This window comes from Streptomyces sp. NPDC088785, from assembly GCF_044750685.1.
In the GTDB taxonomy this organism is placed as follows: domain Bacteria; phylum Actinomycetota; class Actinomycetes; order Streptomycetales; family Streptomycetaceae; genus Streptomyces.
Window position 1 is genome coordinate 150,097 of the sequence record NZ_JBIVKH010000016.1, and the last position, 14,261, is coordinate 164,357.

At 71.5% G+C, this 14,261-nt stretch carries 9 protein-coding genes; 8 read left to right on the forward strand and 1 reads right to left on the reverse strand.

Features of this window, described 5'->3' with window-relative positions:
- Window positions 1-486: 486 nt before the first annotated feature.
- Complete coding sequence (locus ACIP5K_RS31565; RefSeq protein WP_401415045.1) at window positions 487-1,701, reverse strand: low temperature requirement protein A; 1,215 nt, start codon at window positions 1,699-1,701, stop codon at window positions 487-489.
- A 253-nt stretch (window positions 1,702-1,954) separates the two neighbouring features.
- Between ACIP5K_RS31565 and ACIP5K_RS31570 the strand changes: the two genes are divergently transcribed.
- The 8 genes from ACIP5K_RS31570 to ACIP5K_RS31605 form a co-directional block, all read left to right on the forward strand.
- A complete protein-coding gene (locus ACIP5K_RS31570; protein ID WP_401415047.1) occupies window positions 1,955-3,136 on the forward strand; it encodes an ROK family protein in 1,182 nt (393 codons plus the stop codon).
- Window positions 3,137-3,433: 297 nt separating this feature from the next.
- Window positions 3,434-4,924 (forward strand): sugar ABC transporter ATP-binding protein, encoded by a 1,491-nt coding sequence (locus tag ACIP5K_RS31575; RefSeq protein WP_401415048.1) that lies wholly within the window; start codon window positions 3,434-3,436, stop codon window positions 4,922-4,924.
- Window positions 4,925-5,040: 116 nt separating this feature from the next.
- The gene (locus ACIP5K_RS31580) at window positions 5,041-6,066 is read left to right on the forward strand and encodes an ABC transporter permease (protein WP_401415050.1); all 1,026 of its coding nucleotides are present in this window, start codon (window positions 5,041-5,043) and stop codon (window positions 6,064-6,066) included.
- A gap of 20 nt (window positions 6,067-6,086) precedes the next feature.
- A complete protein-coding gene (locus ACIP5K_RS31585) occupies window positions 6,087-7,148 on the forward strand; it encodes a substrate-binding domain-containing protein (RefSeq protein ID WP_401415051.1) in 1,062 nt (353 codons plus the stop codon).
- Between the two features lie 58 nt (window positions 7,149-7,206).
- On the forward strand, window positions 7,207-8,478 hold the full coding sequence (locus ACIP5K_RS31590; protein WP_401415053.1) for a Gfo/Idh/MocA family protein: 1,272 nt from the start codon (window positions 7,207-7,209) through the stop codon (window positions 8,476-8,478).
- Between the two features lie 12 nt (window positions 8,479-8,490).
- Window positions 8,491-9,489 carry a sugar phosphate isomerase/epimerase family protein gene (locus tag ACIP5K_RS31595; protein WP_401415054.1) on the forward strand — a complete coding sequence of 333 codons (999 nt, stop codon included), beginning with the start codon at window positions 8,491-8,493 and terminating at the stop codon, window positions 9,487-9,489.
- Window positions 9,490-9,756: 267 nt separating this feature from the next.
- Window positions 9,757-13,491, forward strand: coding sequence for a ThuA domain-containing protein (locus ACIP5K_RS31600; RefSeq protein ID WP_401415055.1), 3,735 nt, complete (start codon window positions 9,757-9,759; stop codon window positions 13,489-13,491).
- Between the two features lie 169 nt (window positions 13,492-13,660).
- On the forward strand, window positions 13,661-14,261 hold a 601-nt coding region (locus tag ACIP5K_RS31605; RefSeq protein ID WP_401415056.1), incomplete at its 3' end, for an inositol-3-phosphate synthase.

Genomic DNA, 14,261 nt, shown 5'->3' on the forward strand with positions numbered 1-14,261 from the left:
CGACGCCCCCGGCGCGTCCACTGCTCCCCGAGCCGCGATGGAGCGGCGGCCCCATCCCCGCCAGGAGCGAGGGGATCTGCTCCCCGAGCCGCGAGGGAACGGCAACCCCGTCCCCGCCAGGGGCGCGGGGAACTGCGCGACCAGCCCCGACGAAACCGGCCACTTGACCACGCGCGGGGATCTGCTCCCCGAGCCGCGATGGAGCGGCGGCCCCATCCCCGCCAGGGGCGCGGGGAACTGCGCGACCAGCCCCGACGAAACCGGCCACTTGACCACGCGCGAGGATCTGCTCCCCGAGCCGCGAGGGAGCGGCGGCCCCGTCCCCGCCAGGGGCGCGGGGAACTGCGCGACCAGCCACAGCGAGCCGGCACCCGACGACACCGGCACCCCACGACACCGGCACCCCACGACACCGGCACCCCACGACACCGGCAAAACCGGCACCCGGCGACACGGCACCGCCCCGCACCCGGTGCCCCCCCCCGATCAAACGACCGCCCCGCCCCGCTCCGGACAGACAGCCCACCGCGCCTCGGCAGCCAGCATCACCACCAGCGTCACCACCACCCCGACCAACTGAGCGGCCGCCGACACCCGAACCCCGAGCAGCACCGTCAACAGCACCACCGGCACCGCCCCCGCCCGGAACCCCACGGGAAACAACCGCATGGCGGACCGGAACGCCACATCACCGGCGAGGAACAGCGCGACCCCACCGGCGAGGGCCACCGCGGGCCCGGTGTGCAGATGCTCCCCGATGTGCCCGAGCGCCTTCTTGATCCCGGCGGCGAGGAACGCGACCCCGAGCAGCATCGGCAGAAACGCGTAGTAGTACGCGGTCATGGCGAGCCGCCACCGCCGCTCCGGCGCCGTCGCCGCGAACGCGTGCTCGGCCCCGCCCTCGTCCCGCACGAAGTACGTCCACCACAGCGCCCCGGCGATCGTCAGCGCGAGAAACACCCCGCTGAACACCCCCGGAGTGAACGGCAGATCCCCCACGCCCACCCCGATCGCGATGACGGACTCCCCGAACGACACGATCAGCAGCAGCCCGTGCCGCTCCACGAAGTGCCCGGGATGCAACCCGCCCAGCTGGACGCGGAGTTCGGACGGGGACCGCCCACTGCGCCGCGCCGGCCCGTACTCGGCGAACCGCGGCGTCAGGAACTGCACCACGACCGCCAGCACCCACAGCCCGTCGGCGACCGGCCCCGAGCACAGCCCCGCCCCGGTGACGGCCAGCGCGGCCAGCGAGTTGGGCACCGCGTACCAGACGACGTCGCCGCCGTGACTGCGCGTGTACAGCACGCTGTGCACCCCGACGACCAGCAGGAACCCGAGCCCGAAGACGACGCCCGCGTTCGAGTCCGGGTCGAAGACATGCGGGATGGACAGCGCGCAGACCAGGAACGCGCCCATCCCGAACAGCATCAGCAGCCGCCGCGACGGACGGTCCGGCGGCACCTGGTTGGTGAGATACGCGTACGCCGAGTACATCCAGTACAGCACGGCGAAGAGCACGGTGACCCGGCCCGCGGTCGCCCAGGAGAGATCGTGGGCGATGACGACGGTGAGCTGGGTCAGCGTGTAGACGAAGACCAGATCGAAGAACAACTCCAGTGTCGTGACCGGCTGGAGGACCCCGGGTCCCCGCGCGGCCGATATGTCCGTGTGCTGCGGCGATGCCGCCTCCGGTGTCATCCCCGGACCCCCTCCGACGTGCCGTGGCGTGGCGGCGAACAGCCTACGGGCCGCACGGCGGGCGACGCCCGGGACCGGGCTTTGTCCTGTGACGGGAAGAAGTCGGGGGTAATTCCTGTGCAACTTCTTCCCACCCCCGGCAGCCACTGCTACGTTCCCCATCGAAAGCCGGACGGAGCTGCCGGGCACCACCGGCGGACACGAGCGACGGTCCGACGGAGCCCGAAGAGTCGGGGAGGGGCATGTGAGACGCATGACGGCTCGGCCCGCGAACGCGCACCAGGCGCGGCTGCTGCGGCTGCTGCGCGACGGTGGGCCCAACTCCCGTGCCCAGCTCGGCGATCAGGTCGACCTCTCGCGGTCGAAGCTGGCCGTCGAGGTGGACCGGCTCCTGGAGACCGGACTCGTGGTCGCCGACGGACTGGCCGCGTCCCGCGGCGGCCGCCGCTCCCACAACATCCGGCTCGCCCCCGAACTCCGCTTCCTCGGCGTCGACATCGGCGCGACTTCGGTCGACGTCGCGGTCACCAACGCCGAGCTGGAGGTGCTCGGACACATCAACCAGCCCATGGACGTACGAGAGGGCCCGGTCGCGGTCTTCGAGCAAGTCCTGGCCATGGCAGCCAAGTTGCGGGCCTCCGGACTGGCCGAGGGGTTCGACGGAGCGGGCATCGGCGTGCCCGGTCCGGTCCGCTTCCCCGAGGGCGTCCCGGTCGCCCCGCCGATCATGCCCGGCTGGGACGGCTTCCCGGTCCGCGAGGCGCTCAGCCAGGACCTGGGCTGCCCGGTGATGGTCGACAACGACGTGAACCTGATGGCGATGGGCGAGCAGCACGCGGGCGTCGCCCGCACCGCCCGCGACTTCCTCTGCGTCAAGATCGGCACCGGTATCGGCTGCGGCATCGTCGTCGGCGGCGAGGTCTACCGCGGCACGACCGGCTCCGCGGGCGACATCGGGCACATCCAGGTCGAGCCCGACGGCCGCCAGTGCGCCTGCGGCAACAGGGGCTGCCTGGAGGCCTACTTCAGCGGCGCGGCACTCGCCCGCGACGCCGAGGAGGCCGCCCGGGACGGCCGCTCGCCCGAACTGGCCACCCGGCTCGACGCGTCGGGCCGGCTCAGCGCGGCCGACGTCGCGGTGGCGGCGGCCACCGGTGACGGCACCTCCCTCGACCTGATCCGCGAGGGCGGCAACCGCACCGGCCAGGTCATCGCCTCACTCGTCAGCTTCTTCAACCCCGGCCTGGTCGTCATCGGCGGCGGTGTCACCGGCCTCGGCCACACGCTCCTCGCCGCCCTGCGCACCCAGGTCTACCGCCAGTCACTCCCGCTGGCCACCGGCAACCTCCCCATCGTCCTGGGGGAGTTGGGCCCCACCGCCGGAGTGATCGGCGGCGCCCGTCTGATCAGCGACCACCTGTTCTCGCCCGCGTAGCAACCCCCCGCGGGACCGGCACCCCAGTACAGCGCTCAGCTCCGCCCTGCCCTGCCGCACCTCGCTCGTCGCACGCAGCTCCTCGGCTCGCCGCACGTCGCTCGCCGCACCTCGCGCGCCGCACTCCGGCCCGCGCACTCCGCTCGTCGCACGCCGCTCCGCCGCACCCTGTTCCGCTCTGCTCTGCCCTGAACCCGGCCCGCACCCGTTCATAAGGGAACCGCCATGGCACCCACGGCACCATCGGCACCTCAGGCACCACAGGAACCACCGGCATCAGAACCGCCGCTGCTCACCATGTCCGGCATCACCAAGTCGTTCCCCGGAGTCCGCGCCCTCGACGGCGTGGACCTGGAGGTCCGGGCGGGCGAGGTCCACTGCCTGCTCGGCCAGAACGGCGCGGGCAAGTCCACCCTCATCAAGATCCTCGCCGGCGCCCACCAGCCCGACGAGGGAGCCATCACCTGGCGCGGGGAACCGGTCACGCTGCGCTCCCCGATCGCCGCGATGCGGCTCGGCATCGCCACCATCTACCAGGAGCTGGACCTGGTGCAGCACCTGTCGGTGGCGGAGAACGTCCACCTCGGCCACGAGCCGACGGCCGCCGGATTCGTCGTCCGCCGCCGCGACGCGACGTCCTCGACCGCCGCGCTGCTGAAGCGGCTCGGGCACGGCGAGATCGACCCGAACACGCTCGTCGGTGACCTGCCGGCCGCCGGGCAGCAGATCGTCTCCATGGCCCGCGCGCTCTCCCACGACGTCCGCCTGATCGTCATGGACGAGCCGTCGGCCGCGCTCGACCCCGACGAGGTCGACAACCTCTTCCGCATCGTCGCCAACCTCACCGCGGACGGCGTCGCCGTCGTCTACATCTCGCACCGCCTGGAGGAGATCCGCCGCATCGGCGACCGGGTCACCGTCCTCAAGGACGGCCGCGCGGTCGCCGACGGACTCCCCGCGAAGGACACCCCGACCCGCGACGTGGTCGCCCTGATGACCGGCCGCACCGTGGAGTACGTCTTCCCGGAGCGCCCGGCCGCACCCGCCACCGCCGAGCCGGTGCTGAGCGCCCGGAACCTCTCCCGCGACGGCGAGTTCGCCCCGCTCGACCTCGACCTGCGCCCCGGCGAGATCGTCGGCCTGGCCGGTCTGGTCGGCTCCGGCCGCTCCGAGATCCTGGAGACCATCTACGGCGCCCGCAAACCGACGACCGGTCAGGTCACCGTGGAGAAGCGGGAGTTGCGGATCGGCAGTGTGCGTGCGGCGGTGCGCGCGGGCCTCGGACTCGCCCCCGAGGAACGCAAGGCGCAGGCCCTGCTGATGCTGGAGTCGGTGACCCGCAACGTCTCCGTCTCCTCCATGTCCCGCTTCGCCCGCGTCGGCTGGCTCGACCGGCGCGGCGAGCGGGCGGCCGCCCTGAAGGCCACCCGGGAGCTCCACCTGCGCCCGGACAACCCCTCGGTCCCCGTCCGCACCCTCTCCGGCGGCAACCAGCAGAAGGCCGTCCTCGCCCGCTGGCTGCTGCGCGGCTGCAAGGTCCTCCTCCTCGACGAGCCCACCCGCGGCGTCGACGTCGGCGCCCGCGCCGAGCTCTACGCCGTGATCCGCCGTCTCGCCGACGAGGGCCTCGCCGTCCTCCTCGTCTCCAGCGAGGTCCCCGAGGTCCTGGGCCTGGCCGACCGCGTCCTGGTGCTGCGCGAAGGCACGGTGGTCCACGAGGCGCCGGCCCGCGACCTGACCGAGCACCGCGTCCTGGACCTGGTGATGGAAGGGACCCCGACCCCGTGACCCGCCGAGCGGACCGCCCCGACGGCGACGCGGGGGACCGCGCCACCGACCACGTACCCGTACCGACCGCACTCCGACAGGCACCACGCGCACCCGACACGAAGGGACCCGGCGCCATGACGCAGCCCGCCTCACCCACCCGACCGGCGGAGCCCGAACGCGCCGCGAAGCCCAAGGAACGCCCCCGGACGCCCCTGGCCGCGCTCCGGCTCGACGTCCGCACCCTGTCCCTGCTCGGCGTCCTCGTCGCCCTCATCGTCATCGGCGGCATCACCCAGCCCGACAGTTTCCTCGACGGTGACAACGTCCAGCTGATCCTGACCCAGGCCTCCGTCATCGGCGTCGTCACCGTCGGCATGACCTTCGTGATCATCTCCGGCGGCATCGACCTCTCCGTCGGCGCGATCGTCGCGCTCGCCAGCGTGTGGGCGTCCACCGTCGCCACCCAGGAGTACGGCTTCGTCGGCATCCTCCTCACGGCGCTCCTCGTCGGCGTCGGCTGCGGCCTGGTGAACGGCGTCCTCATCGCCTACGGCAACATCGTCCCCTTCATCGCCACCCTGGCGATGCTGGCGTCGGGCCGCGGCCTCGCCCTCCAGATCACCGACGGCAAGACCCAGATGATCACCGTCGACGGCGTGCTGAAACTCGGCGAGCGCGACTCCTACATCCTCGGCATCCCGCCGCTGGTCCTCGTCTTCGCCGCCGTCACCGTCGTCGGCTGGCTCGTGCTGAACCGCACCACGTTCGGCCGCCGCTCCGTCGCCGTCGGCGGCAACCCGGAAGCCGCCCGGCTCGCCGGCATCGACGTCCGCCGCCAGCGTCTCTACCTGTACCTGCTGTCCGGCCTGTGCTGCGGCATCGCCGCGTTCCTGCTCCTCGTCCTCGCCGGATCGGGCCAGAACACCAACGGAAACCTGTACGAACTCGACGCCATCGCCGCCGCCATCATCGGCGGCACCCTGCTCACCGGAGGCCGCGGCAGCATCGTCGGCTCCGTCCTCGGCGTCCTGATCTTCATCACGATCCAGAACATCTTCGCGCTGAACAACCTGGAGACGGCCACGCAGCAGATCGCCAAGGGCGCGATCATCGTCGCCGCGGTCCTGCTCCAGCGACGTACGGCCAACACCACTTCATGAGTCCGGGAAGGGACGACGCCATGCCAGAGCCGACAAGCGTGTCGAGCCGCAGAAGCCTCCTGTTCGGCGCGGCCGCCGCGGTCACCGCGGGCGGGCTGCTCACGGCCTGCACCAGCAACGAGCCGAGCGACAAGAGCGACGGCGACAGCAGGCCCGCGGACCAGCCGGTCGCGGACAGCAAGCCGGGCAAGCAGGTCACCATCGGCTTCGCGGGCCCGCAGGCCGACCACGGCTGGCTCAACGCGATCAACGACAACGCCAAGGAGCGGGCGAAGAAGTACTCCGACGTCACGCTGGAGGCGACCGAGGGCTCCAACGACACGGCCGCCCAGATCGGCCAGGTCGAGACCCTCATCAACAAGAAGGTCGACGTCCTCGTCGTCCTGCCCGCCGACGGCAAGGCGCTGACCCAGGTCGGCCTGAAGGCGATGCGCGCCGGCATCCCGGTCGTCAACCTCGACCGGATCTTCGACACCCCGCAGGCGTACCGCTGCTGGATCGGCGGCGACAACTACGGCATGGGCCTGTCCGCCGGCAACTACATCGGCGAGAAGCTCAAGGACAAGAAGAACGCCAAGGTCGTCGAGCTCGCCGGGCTCGACAACCTCGAACTGACCAAGCAGCGCAGCCAGGGCTTCGACGACGCCCTGAAGAACTTCCCGAACATCAAGAAGGTGGCCCGCCAGGCCGCCGACTTCACCGTCGAGTCGGGACAGGCCAAGATGTCCCAGCTCCTCCAGGCGCAGAAGAACTTCGACGCGCTGTGGAACCACGACGACGACCAGGGCGTCGGCGCGCTGCGCGCCATCGAGCAGGCCGGCCGCGACGACTTCCTGATGGTCGGCGGCGCCGGTGCCCTCTCCGCGTTCGAGGCGATCAAGAGCGGCCGCGGCGTGCTGAAGGCGACCGTCCTCTACCCGCCCACCATGGCCGCGTCCGCCATCGACCTCGCCCGCGCCCTCGGCCAGGGCAAGGGCATCGGCGGCATGGCCGAGTTCGAGATCCCGGCCCACGTGACCCTGTTCTCGGCCGTCGTCGACGCGTCGAACATCGACAAGTACATGTCCACCGGCTTCAAGTGATGCGGACCGCGGGCACGGCGCATCAGGCGAACCCGGCGTGGACGAGGAGGACTTCGGCATGGCAGGAAGCAGCACCGGTACGACGGCCCGTGAGCCGGGCGGTGACAACGACGCGGAGGTGAAGCGGGCGGTGCCCGGTGACCCGAAGCCCGTCCTCGGCGTCGGCATGGTCGGCTACGCGTTCATGGGCGCCGCCCATTCCCAGGGGTGGCGGACCGCGGGCCGCGTCTTCGACCTGCCGCTCACCCCGCGCCTCGCCGCGGTCTGCGGCCGGGACGGACAGGCCGTGCGCACCGCGGCCGACCGGCTCGGCTGGGCCGCGGCGGAGACGGACTGGCGGGCGCTGATCGAGCGCGACGACGTCGACCTCGTCGACGTGTGCACACCCGGCGACAGCCATGCCGAGATCGCCATCGCCGCCCTCGAAGCGGGCAAGCACGTGCTGTGCGAGAAGCCGCTCGCCAACTCCGTCGAGGAGGCGCAGGCGATGACGGAGGCCGCCGAGAAGGCGGCCCGCCGCGGGCAGGTGGCGATGGTCGGGTTCAACTACCGGCGCGTCCCGGCCATCGCCCTGGCCCGCCGCATGGTCGCGGAGGGACGCGTCGGCACCCTGCGGCACGTGCGCGTCAGCTATCTCCAGGACTGGCTCGTCGATCCCTCGTTCCCGCTGACGTGGCGGCTCCAGAAGCCGTACGCGGGCTCCGGCGCCCTCGGCGACCTGGGCGCGCACGCCGTCGACCTCGCCCAGTTCCTCGCCGGCGAGCCGGTCGCCGGGGTGTCGGCGCTCACCGAGACGTTCGTCCGCGAACGCCCCCTGCCGACGGGGGCCACCTCCGGCCTCTCGGCGGCCGGCGGCCCCGGGGGCGGGGAGCCGGGCCTCGGCCAGGTCACCGTCGACGACGCGGCGCTCTTCACCGGCCGCTTCGCCTCCGGCGCCCTCGCCTCCTTCGAGGCCACCCGCTTCGCCACCGGCCGCAAGAACGCCCTCACGGTCGAACTCAACGGTGAGCGCGGCTCGCTCGCCTTCGACCTGGAGCGCCTCAACGAGCTCTTCTTCCACGACCAGACCGAGCCCGGCGTCAGCGCGGGCTTCCGCCGCATCCTCGTCACCGAGCCCGAGCACCCCTACCTGGAGGCGTGGTGGCCGCCGGGCCACGGCCTCGGCTACGAACACACCTTCGTGCACCAGGCCCACGACCTGGTGCGGGCCATCGCCGACGGGACCCGGCCCGCCCCGTCGTTCGCCGAGGGGTTGCAGGTGCAGCGCGTGCTGGCCGCCGTCGAGGAGAGCGCGGCGAAGAACTCGGTCTACACCCCCGTACCCGTCTGAGGAGGCCCCTCCGTGCCACGCCAGTTCACACTCTTCACCGGCCAGTGGGCGGACCTGCCCCTGGAGGAGGTCTGCCGCCTGGCCCGCGACTACGGCTACGACGGCCTCGAACTCGCCTGCTGGGGCGATCACTTCGAGGTCGACAAGGCGCTCGCGGACCCCGGATACCTGGACAGCCGCCGCGCGCTGCTCGACAAGTACGGCCTCAGCTGCTGGGCGATCTCCAACCACCTCGTCGGGCAGGCCGTCTGCGACGCCATCATCGACGAACGCCATCAGGCGATCCTGCCCGCCCGCATCTGGGGCGACGGCGACGCCGAGGGTGTCCGGCAGCGCGCCGCCGCCGAGATCCAGGACACCGCCCGCGCGGCGGCGGCCTTCGGCGTCGACACCGTCATCGGCTTCACCGGCTCGTCGATCTGGCACCTGGTCGCCATGTTCCCGCCCGCGCCCGAGGCGATGATCGAACGCGGCTACGAGGACTTCGCGACCCGCTGGAACCCGATCCTGGACGTCTTCGACACCGAAGGGGTCCGCTTCGCCCACGAGGTCCACCCCAGCGAGATCGCCTACGACTACTGGACCACGCACAAGGCGCTGGAGGCCGTCGACCACCGCTCGGCGTTCGGCCTCAACTTCGACCCGTCGCACTTCGTGTGGCAGGACCTCGACCCGGTCGGCTTCCTGTGGGACTTCCGGGACCGGATCTATCACGTCGACTGCAAGGAGGCCCGCCGGCGGCTCGACGGCCGCAACGGCCGCCTCGGCTCCCACCTGCCGTGGGGTGACCCGCGCCGCGGCTGGGACTTCGTCTCGGCCGGACACGGCGACGTGCCCTGGGAGGACGTCTTCCGGATGCTCCGCTCGATCGACTACGCGGGCCCGGTCTCCGTGGAGTGGGAGGACGCGGGCATGGACCGCCTCCAGGGCGCCCCGGAGGCGCTCGCCTTCCTGAAGCGGCTCGACTTCGAGCCGCCGACCGCGTCCTTCGACGCGGCGTTCGGCAACTAGCGGCCCACCGGGGCCACGGGGGACTGCGCGCCCGGCCACCAGGGGCGCGCAGTCGCCGAACCCTGCCCGAAACCTGCTTTGTCCAGACGCAGGAGAAAGCTCAACGAACTCGCGCGCAAGGTCTATCGGCGCAAGACAAACGCGGCTAACTTCCTGCCGTGTACATGGCCTAGATGAACCTTCCGGGGTGACGGCGCACCCCGGCGCCAGCACCGCACGTCTACGCACCCATCCCACACGGCCCACCCCGTTCCCGGAGGGACCTTCGTGCACAGCAACAGAACCCGCACCCGCAACAGAACCCGCAACGGGCCCACCCGGCGCTCCAGGCTCCGCACCAGCCTCGCCCTGCTCACCGGGTCGGTACTGATCGGCTCGTCGCTCGCCCTGTCCGTGCCGGGCACGGCCAGCGCCCACCCGGACCACCCCGACGAGCCCGCCGCGGCCTCGGACTTCCAGCAGGTCACCCTCGCCAAGGGCGCCGACGAGACCGGCGAGCCCATGTCGCTCGCCGTGCTCCCGGACCGCAGCGTCCTGCACACCTCCCGCGACGGCACCCTGCGCCTGACCGACGAGGGCGGCAGCACCTCCGTCGCCGGCAAGCTCGACGTGTACAGCCACGACGAGGAGGGCCTTCAGGGCGTCGGCGTCGACCCGGGCTTCGAGGACAACCGGTTCATCTACCTCTACTACGCGCCGCCGCTCGACACCCCCACCGGGGACGCCCCCGAGAACGGCACGGCCGCCGACTTCGCCAAGTTCGACGGCGTCAACCGGCTGGCCCGCTTCGTCCTCAAGGACGACGGCACCCTCGACCAGGCCAGCGAGAAGAACATCCTGGAGGTCAAGACCTCGCGCGGCACCTGCTGTCACGTGGGCGGCGACATCGACTTCGACGCCGACGGCAACCTGTACCTGTCGACCGGCGACGACACCAACCCCTTCGCCTCCGACGGCTACACCCCGATCGACGAGCGCGCCGACCGCAACCCCGCCTTCGACGCGCAGCGCAGCGCCGGCAACACCAACGACCTGCGCGGCAAGGTCCTCCGCATCAAGGTGAAGGCGGACGGCACCTACGACATCCCCGAGGGCAACCTCTTCGCGCCGGGCACCGACAAGACCCGCCCCGAGATCTACGCGATGGGCTTCCGCAACCCGTTCCGCATCAGCGTCGACAAGCCCACCGGCACCGTCTACGTCGGCGACTACGGCCCCGACGCGGGCGCGGCGGACCCCAAGCGCGGACCGGCCGGCCAGGTCGAGTTCGCCAAGGTCACCAAGGCGGGCAACTTCGGCTGGCCGTACTGCACCGGCGCCAACGACGCCTACGTCGACTACGACTTCGCCACCAAGGCCTCCGGCGCCGCCTTCGACTGCGCCGCACCGAAGAACACCTCGCCGAACAACACCGGCATCACCGACCTGCCCGCGGCCCAGCCCGCCTGGATCCCGTACGACGGCGGCAGCGTCCCCGAGTTCGGCTCCGGCTCCGAGTCGCCGATGGCCGGACCCGTCTACCGCTACGACGCGGACCTGGACTCCCCGGTGAAGTTCCCCGAGGAGTACGACGGGGACTTCTTCGCCACCGAGTTCGGCCGCCAGTGGATCAAGCGGATCGAGCAGGACGGCGACGGCAAGGTCTCGAAGATCAACGACTTCCCGTGGACCGGCACCCAGGTCATGGACAGCGCCTTCGGCCCCGACGGCGCGCTCTACGTCCTCGACTACGGCCTCTCCTGGTTCGGCGGCGACGAGCACTCGGCGCTGTACCGCATCGAGAACGCCACCGGCGGACACTCGCCGATCGTCGAGGCCAAGGCCAGCAGGACGTCCGGACAGTCGCCGCTGCGCACCACGTTCACCGCGACCGGCACCGACGCCGACGACGACCCCATCACCTACAGCTGGGACTTCGGCGACGGCACCAAGGGAACCGGCGCCAACCCGAGCCACACGTACCGCAAGGACGGCACCTACACGGTGACGGTCACGGGCGACGACGGCACCGGCCGCACCGGCTCGGCCAACGTCCGGGTGGTCGTCGGCAACACCGCCCCCTCCGTCGCGTTCCAGTCCCCGGCGAACGGCTCGCTGTTCAAGTTCGGCGACAAGATCCCGTTCAAGGTCGCCGTCAGCGACGCGGAGGACGGCACGATCGACTGCTCCAAGGTCACCGTGCGCTACCTCCTCGGCCACGACAACCACGCCCACGAGCTGACCTCGGTCAAGGGCTGCGAGGGCACCATCTCCGTGCCCGCCGACTCCGAGCACGACCCCAACGCCAACATCTACGGCGTGCTCGACGCCGAGTACACCGACGGAGGAGGCGGCGGCCAGACCGCGCTGACCAGCCACGACCAGGTCCAGCTCCAGCCGCGCCACCGCCAGGCCGAGCACTACACCAAGCAGCAGGGCACCACACAGCAGAGCAAGACCTCCGCCAACGGCGGCAAGACGGTCGGCGACATCAACGACGGCGACTGGATCTCCTTCACCCCCTACAACCTCACCGGGGCCAAGAAGCTCACCGCGCGGGTCTCCTCCGCCGGCTCGGGCGGCTTCCTCGAGGTGCGCACCGGCTCGCCGACCGGCACCCTGCTGGGCTCCACGACGGTCCCCGTCACCGGCAGCTGGGACACCTTCCAGAACGTCGACGTCCCGCTGAAGAACGTCCCGAAGAAGACCACCGACCTGTACCTCGTCTTCAAGGGCGGCGACGGCGCGCTCTACGACGTCGACGACTTCGAGATCACCGCCGACGCCCCCGTCAAGGGAGCCAAGCGGGTCCTCGTCTTCTCCAAAACGGCCGGCTTCCGCCACGACGCGATCGGCGAGGGCATCACCGCGCTGAAGGAACTCGGCGCGACCAGCGACATCACCGTCGACGCCACCGAGTCCGCCGCCCAGTTCACCACCAACAACCTCGCCCGCTACGACGCGGTCGTCTTCCTGTCCACCACCGGTGACGTCCTCGACGACGCCCAGCAGAAGGCCTTCGAGGAGTACATCGCCAAGGGCGGCGGCTACATGGGCGTCCACGCCGCCGCCGACACCGAGTACGACTGGTCCTACTACGGCGGCCTCGTCGGCGCCTACTTCGACTCGCACCCGGCCATCCAGAAGGCCACCGTGCGCGTCGAGGACAGGACCAACCCGGCCACGGCCCACCTCGACGGCGCCTGGGAGCGCACCGACGAGCTGTACAACTACCGCACCAACCCGCGCGACAAGGTCCACGTCCTGGCCACCCTCGACGAGACCACCTACTCGGGCGGCACCATGAAGGGCGACCACCCGATCGCCTGGTGCCAGAGCTACGGCGGCGGCCGCTCCTTCTACACCGGCCTCGGCCACACCAAGGAGTCCTACGCCGACGGCGCCTTCCGCACCCATCTGCTCGGCGGCCTGAAGTACGCCACCGGCCAGGCGAAGGCGGACTGCAAGCCCGACAAGGACTACCGGCCGCTCTTCAACGGCCAGTCCCTGGACGGCTGGAAGCAGGCCGGCCCCGGCAGGTTCGACGTCAAGGACGGCACCCTGGAGTCCGAGGGCGGCATGGGCCTGCTCTGGTACCAGGCCAAGGAGCTCACGTCGTACTCGCTCAAGCTCGACTGGAAGATGCGCGGCGACGACAACTCCGGCGTCTTCGTCGGCTTCCCCGCCTCCGACGACCCCTGGTCCGCGGTGAACAAGGGCTACGAGATCCAGATCGACGCCACCGACGCACCCGACCGCACCACCGGCTCGGTCTACACCTTCAAGGCCGCGAACACCAAGGCCCGTGACGCGGTGCTGCGCCCGCCCGGCCAGTGGAACTCCTACGAGATCAAGGTCCGGGGCGAACGCCTCCAGGTGTTCCTCAACGGAGTCAAGATCAACGACTTCACCAACAAGGACCCCGAGCGGAGCCTGACCGACGGCTACATCGGCATCCAGAACCACGGCGCCGACGACCAGGTCTCCTTCCGCGACATCCAGCTCAAGGAACTGCCCGACTAGGGCACCCCGAACGGCGGCGGGCGGAGGACGCCGGACCTCCGCCCGCCGCCCCGCCCGGCCTCCCGCCGGGCGCGCGACCCGGCACGCTCCGGCTTCGCCGGCCCCCGCCCGGTGCACGACCCCCGGCTCTCGCGCCACCCCCGGTTCGCATACGACAAGGAGGCTGCCCATGTCCGCCGAACCGTTCCTCCCCACCCCGCTCCCCACCCCCCTTTCCACCACCACGCCCCTCTCCTCCTCCCGCCTCGGTGTCTGGCTGATCGGAGCACGCGGGTCGGTCGCCACGACCGCGATCGCGGGCTGCGCCGCCGTCGCCGCCGGACTCCACCCGCCGACCGGCATGGTCACCGAGACCACCCCCTTCCTCTCCTGCGGCCTGCCGCCGCTGTCCTCCCTCGTCTTCGGCGGCCACGACACCGTCGACTGCCCCCTTCCCAAACGCGCCGAGCACCTCGCCGAAGGCGGCGTCCTGCCGCACGGGCTGCCCGCCGCCGTCCACGCCGAACTCGCCGCGGCAGACCGGGAGATCAAGCCCGGCGGACCGCTGACCGGCCACGACGACACCCGCTCGCAGGACGAACTGATCGACGCGTTCGCCGCCGACATCGTTGCCTTCGTCCGGGACCAGCACCTCGCCGGCGCGGTCGTGATCAACGTCGCCTCCACCGAACCCGTCCCCACCGGCGACGCCCTGCCGCCCAGCTCCCTGTACGCGGCGGCGGCCCTGCGCGCCGGCTGCGCCTACGTCAACTTCACGCCGTCGGCGGGCC

Bases quoted from the DNA above. Each gene is read 5' to 3' on its own strand.
- ACIP5K_RS31585 (WP_401415051.1), top strand. From the start codon at position 6,087: ATGCCAGAGCCGACAAGCGTGTCGAGCCGCAGAAGCCTCCTGTTCGGC.
- ACIP5K_RS31575 (WP_401415048.1), top strand. From the start codon at position 3,434: ATGTCCGGCATCACCAAGTCGTTCCCCGGAGTCCGCGCCCTCGACGGC.
- ACIP5K_RS31580 (WP_401415050.1), top strand. From the start codon at position 5,041: ATGACGCAGCCCGCCTCACCCACCCGACCGGCGGAGCCCGAACGCGCC.
- ACIP5K_RS31570 (WP_401415047.1), top strand. From the start codon at position 1,955: ATGACGGCTCGGCCCGCGAACGCGCACCAGGCGCGGCTGCTGCGGCTG.
- ACIP5K_RS31565 (WP_401415045.1), bottom strand. From the start codon at position 1,701: ATGACACCGGAGGCGGCATCGCCGCAGCACACGGACATATCGGCCGCG.
- ACIP5K_RS31590 (WP_401415053.1), top strand. From the start codon at position 7,207: ATGGCAGGAAGCAGCACCGGTACGACGGCCCGTGAGCCGGGCGGTGAC.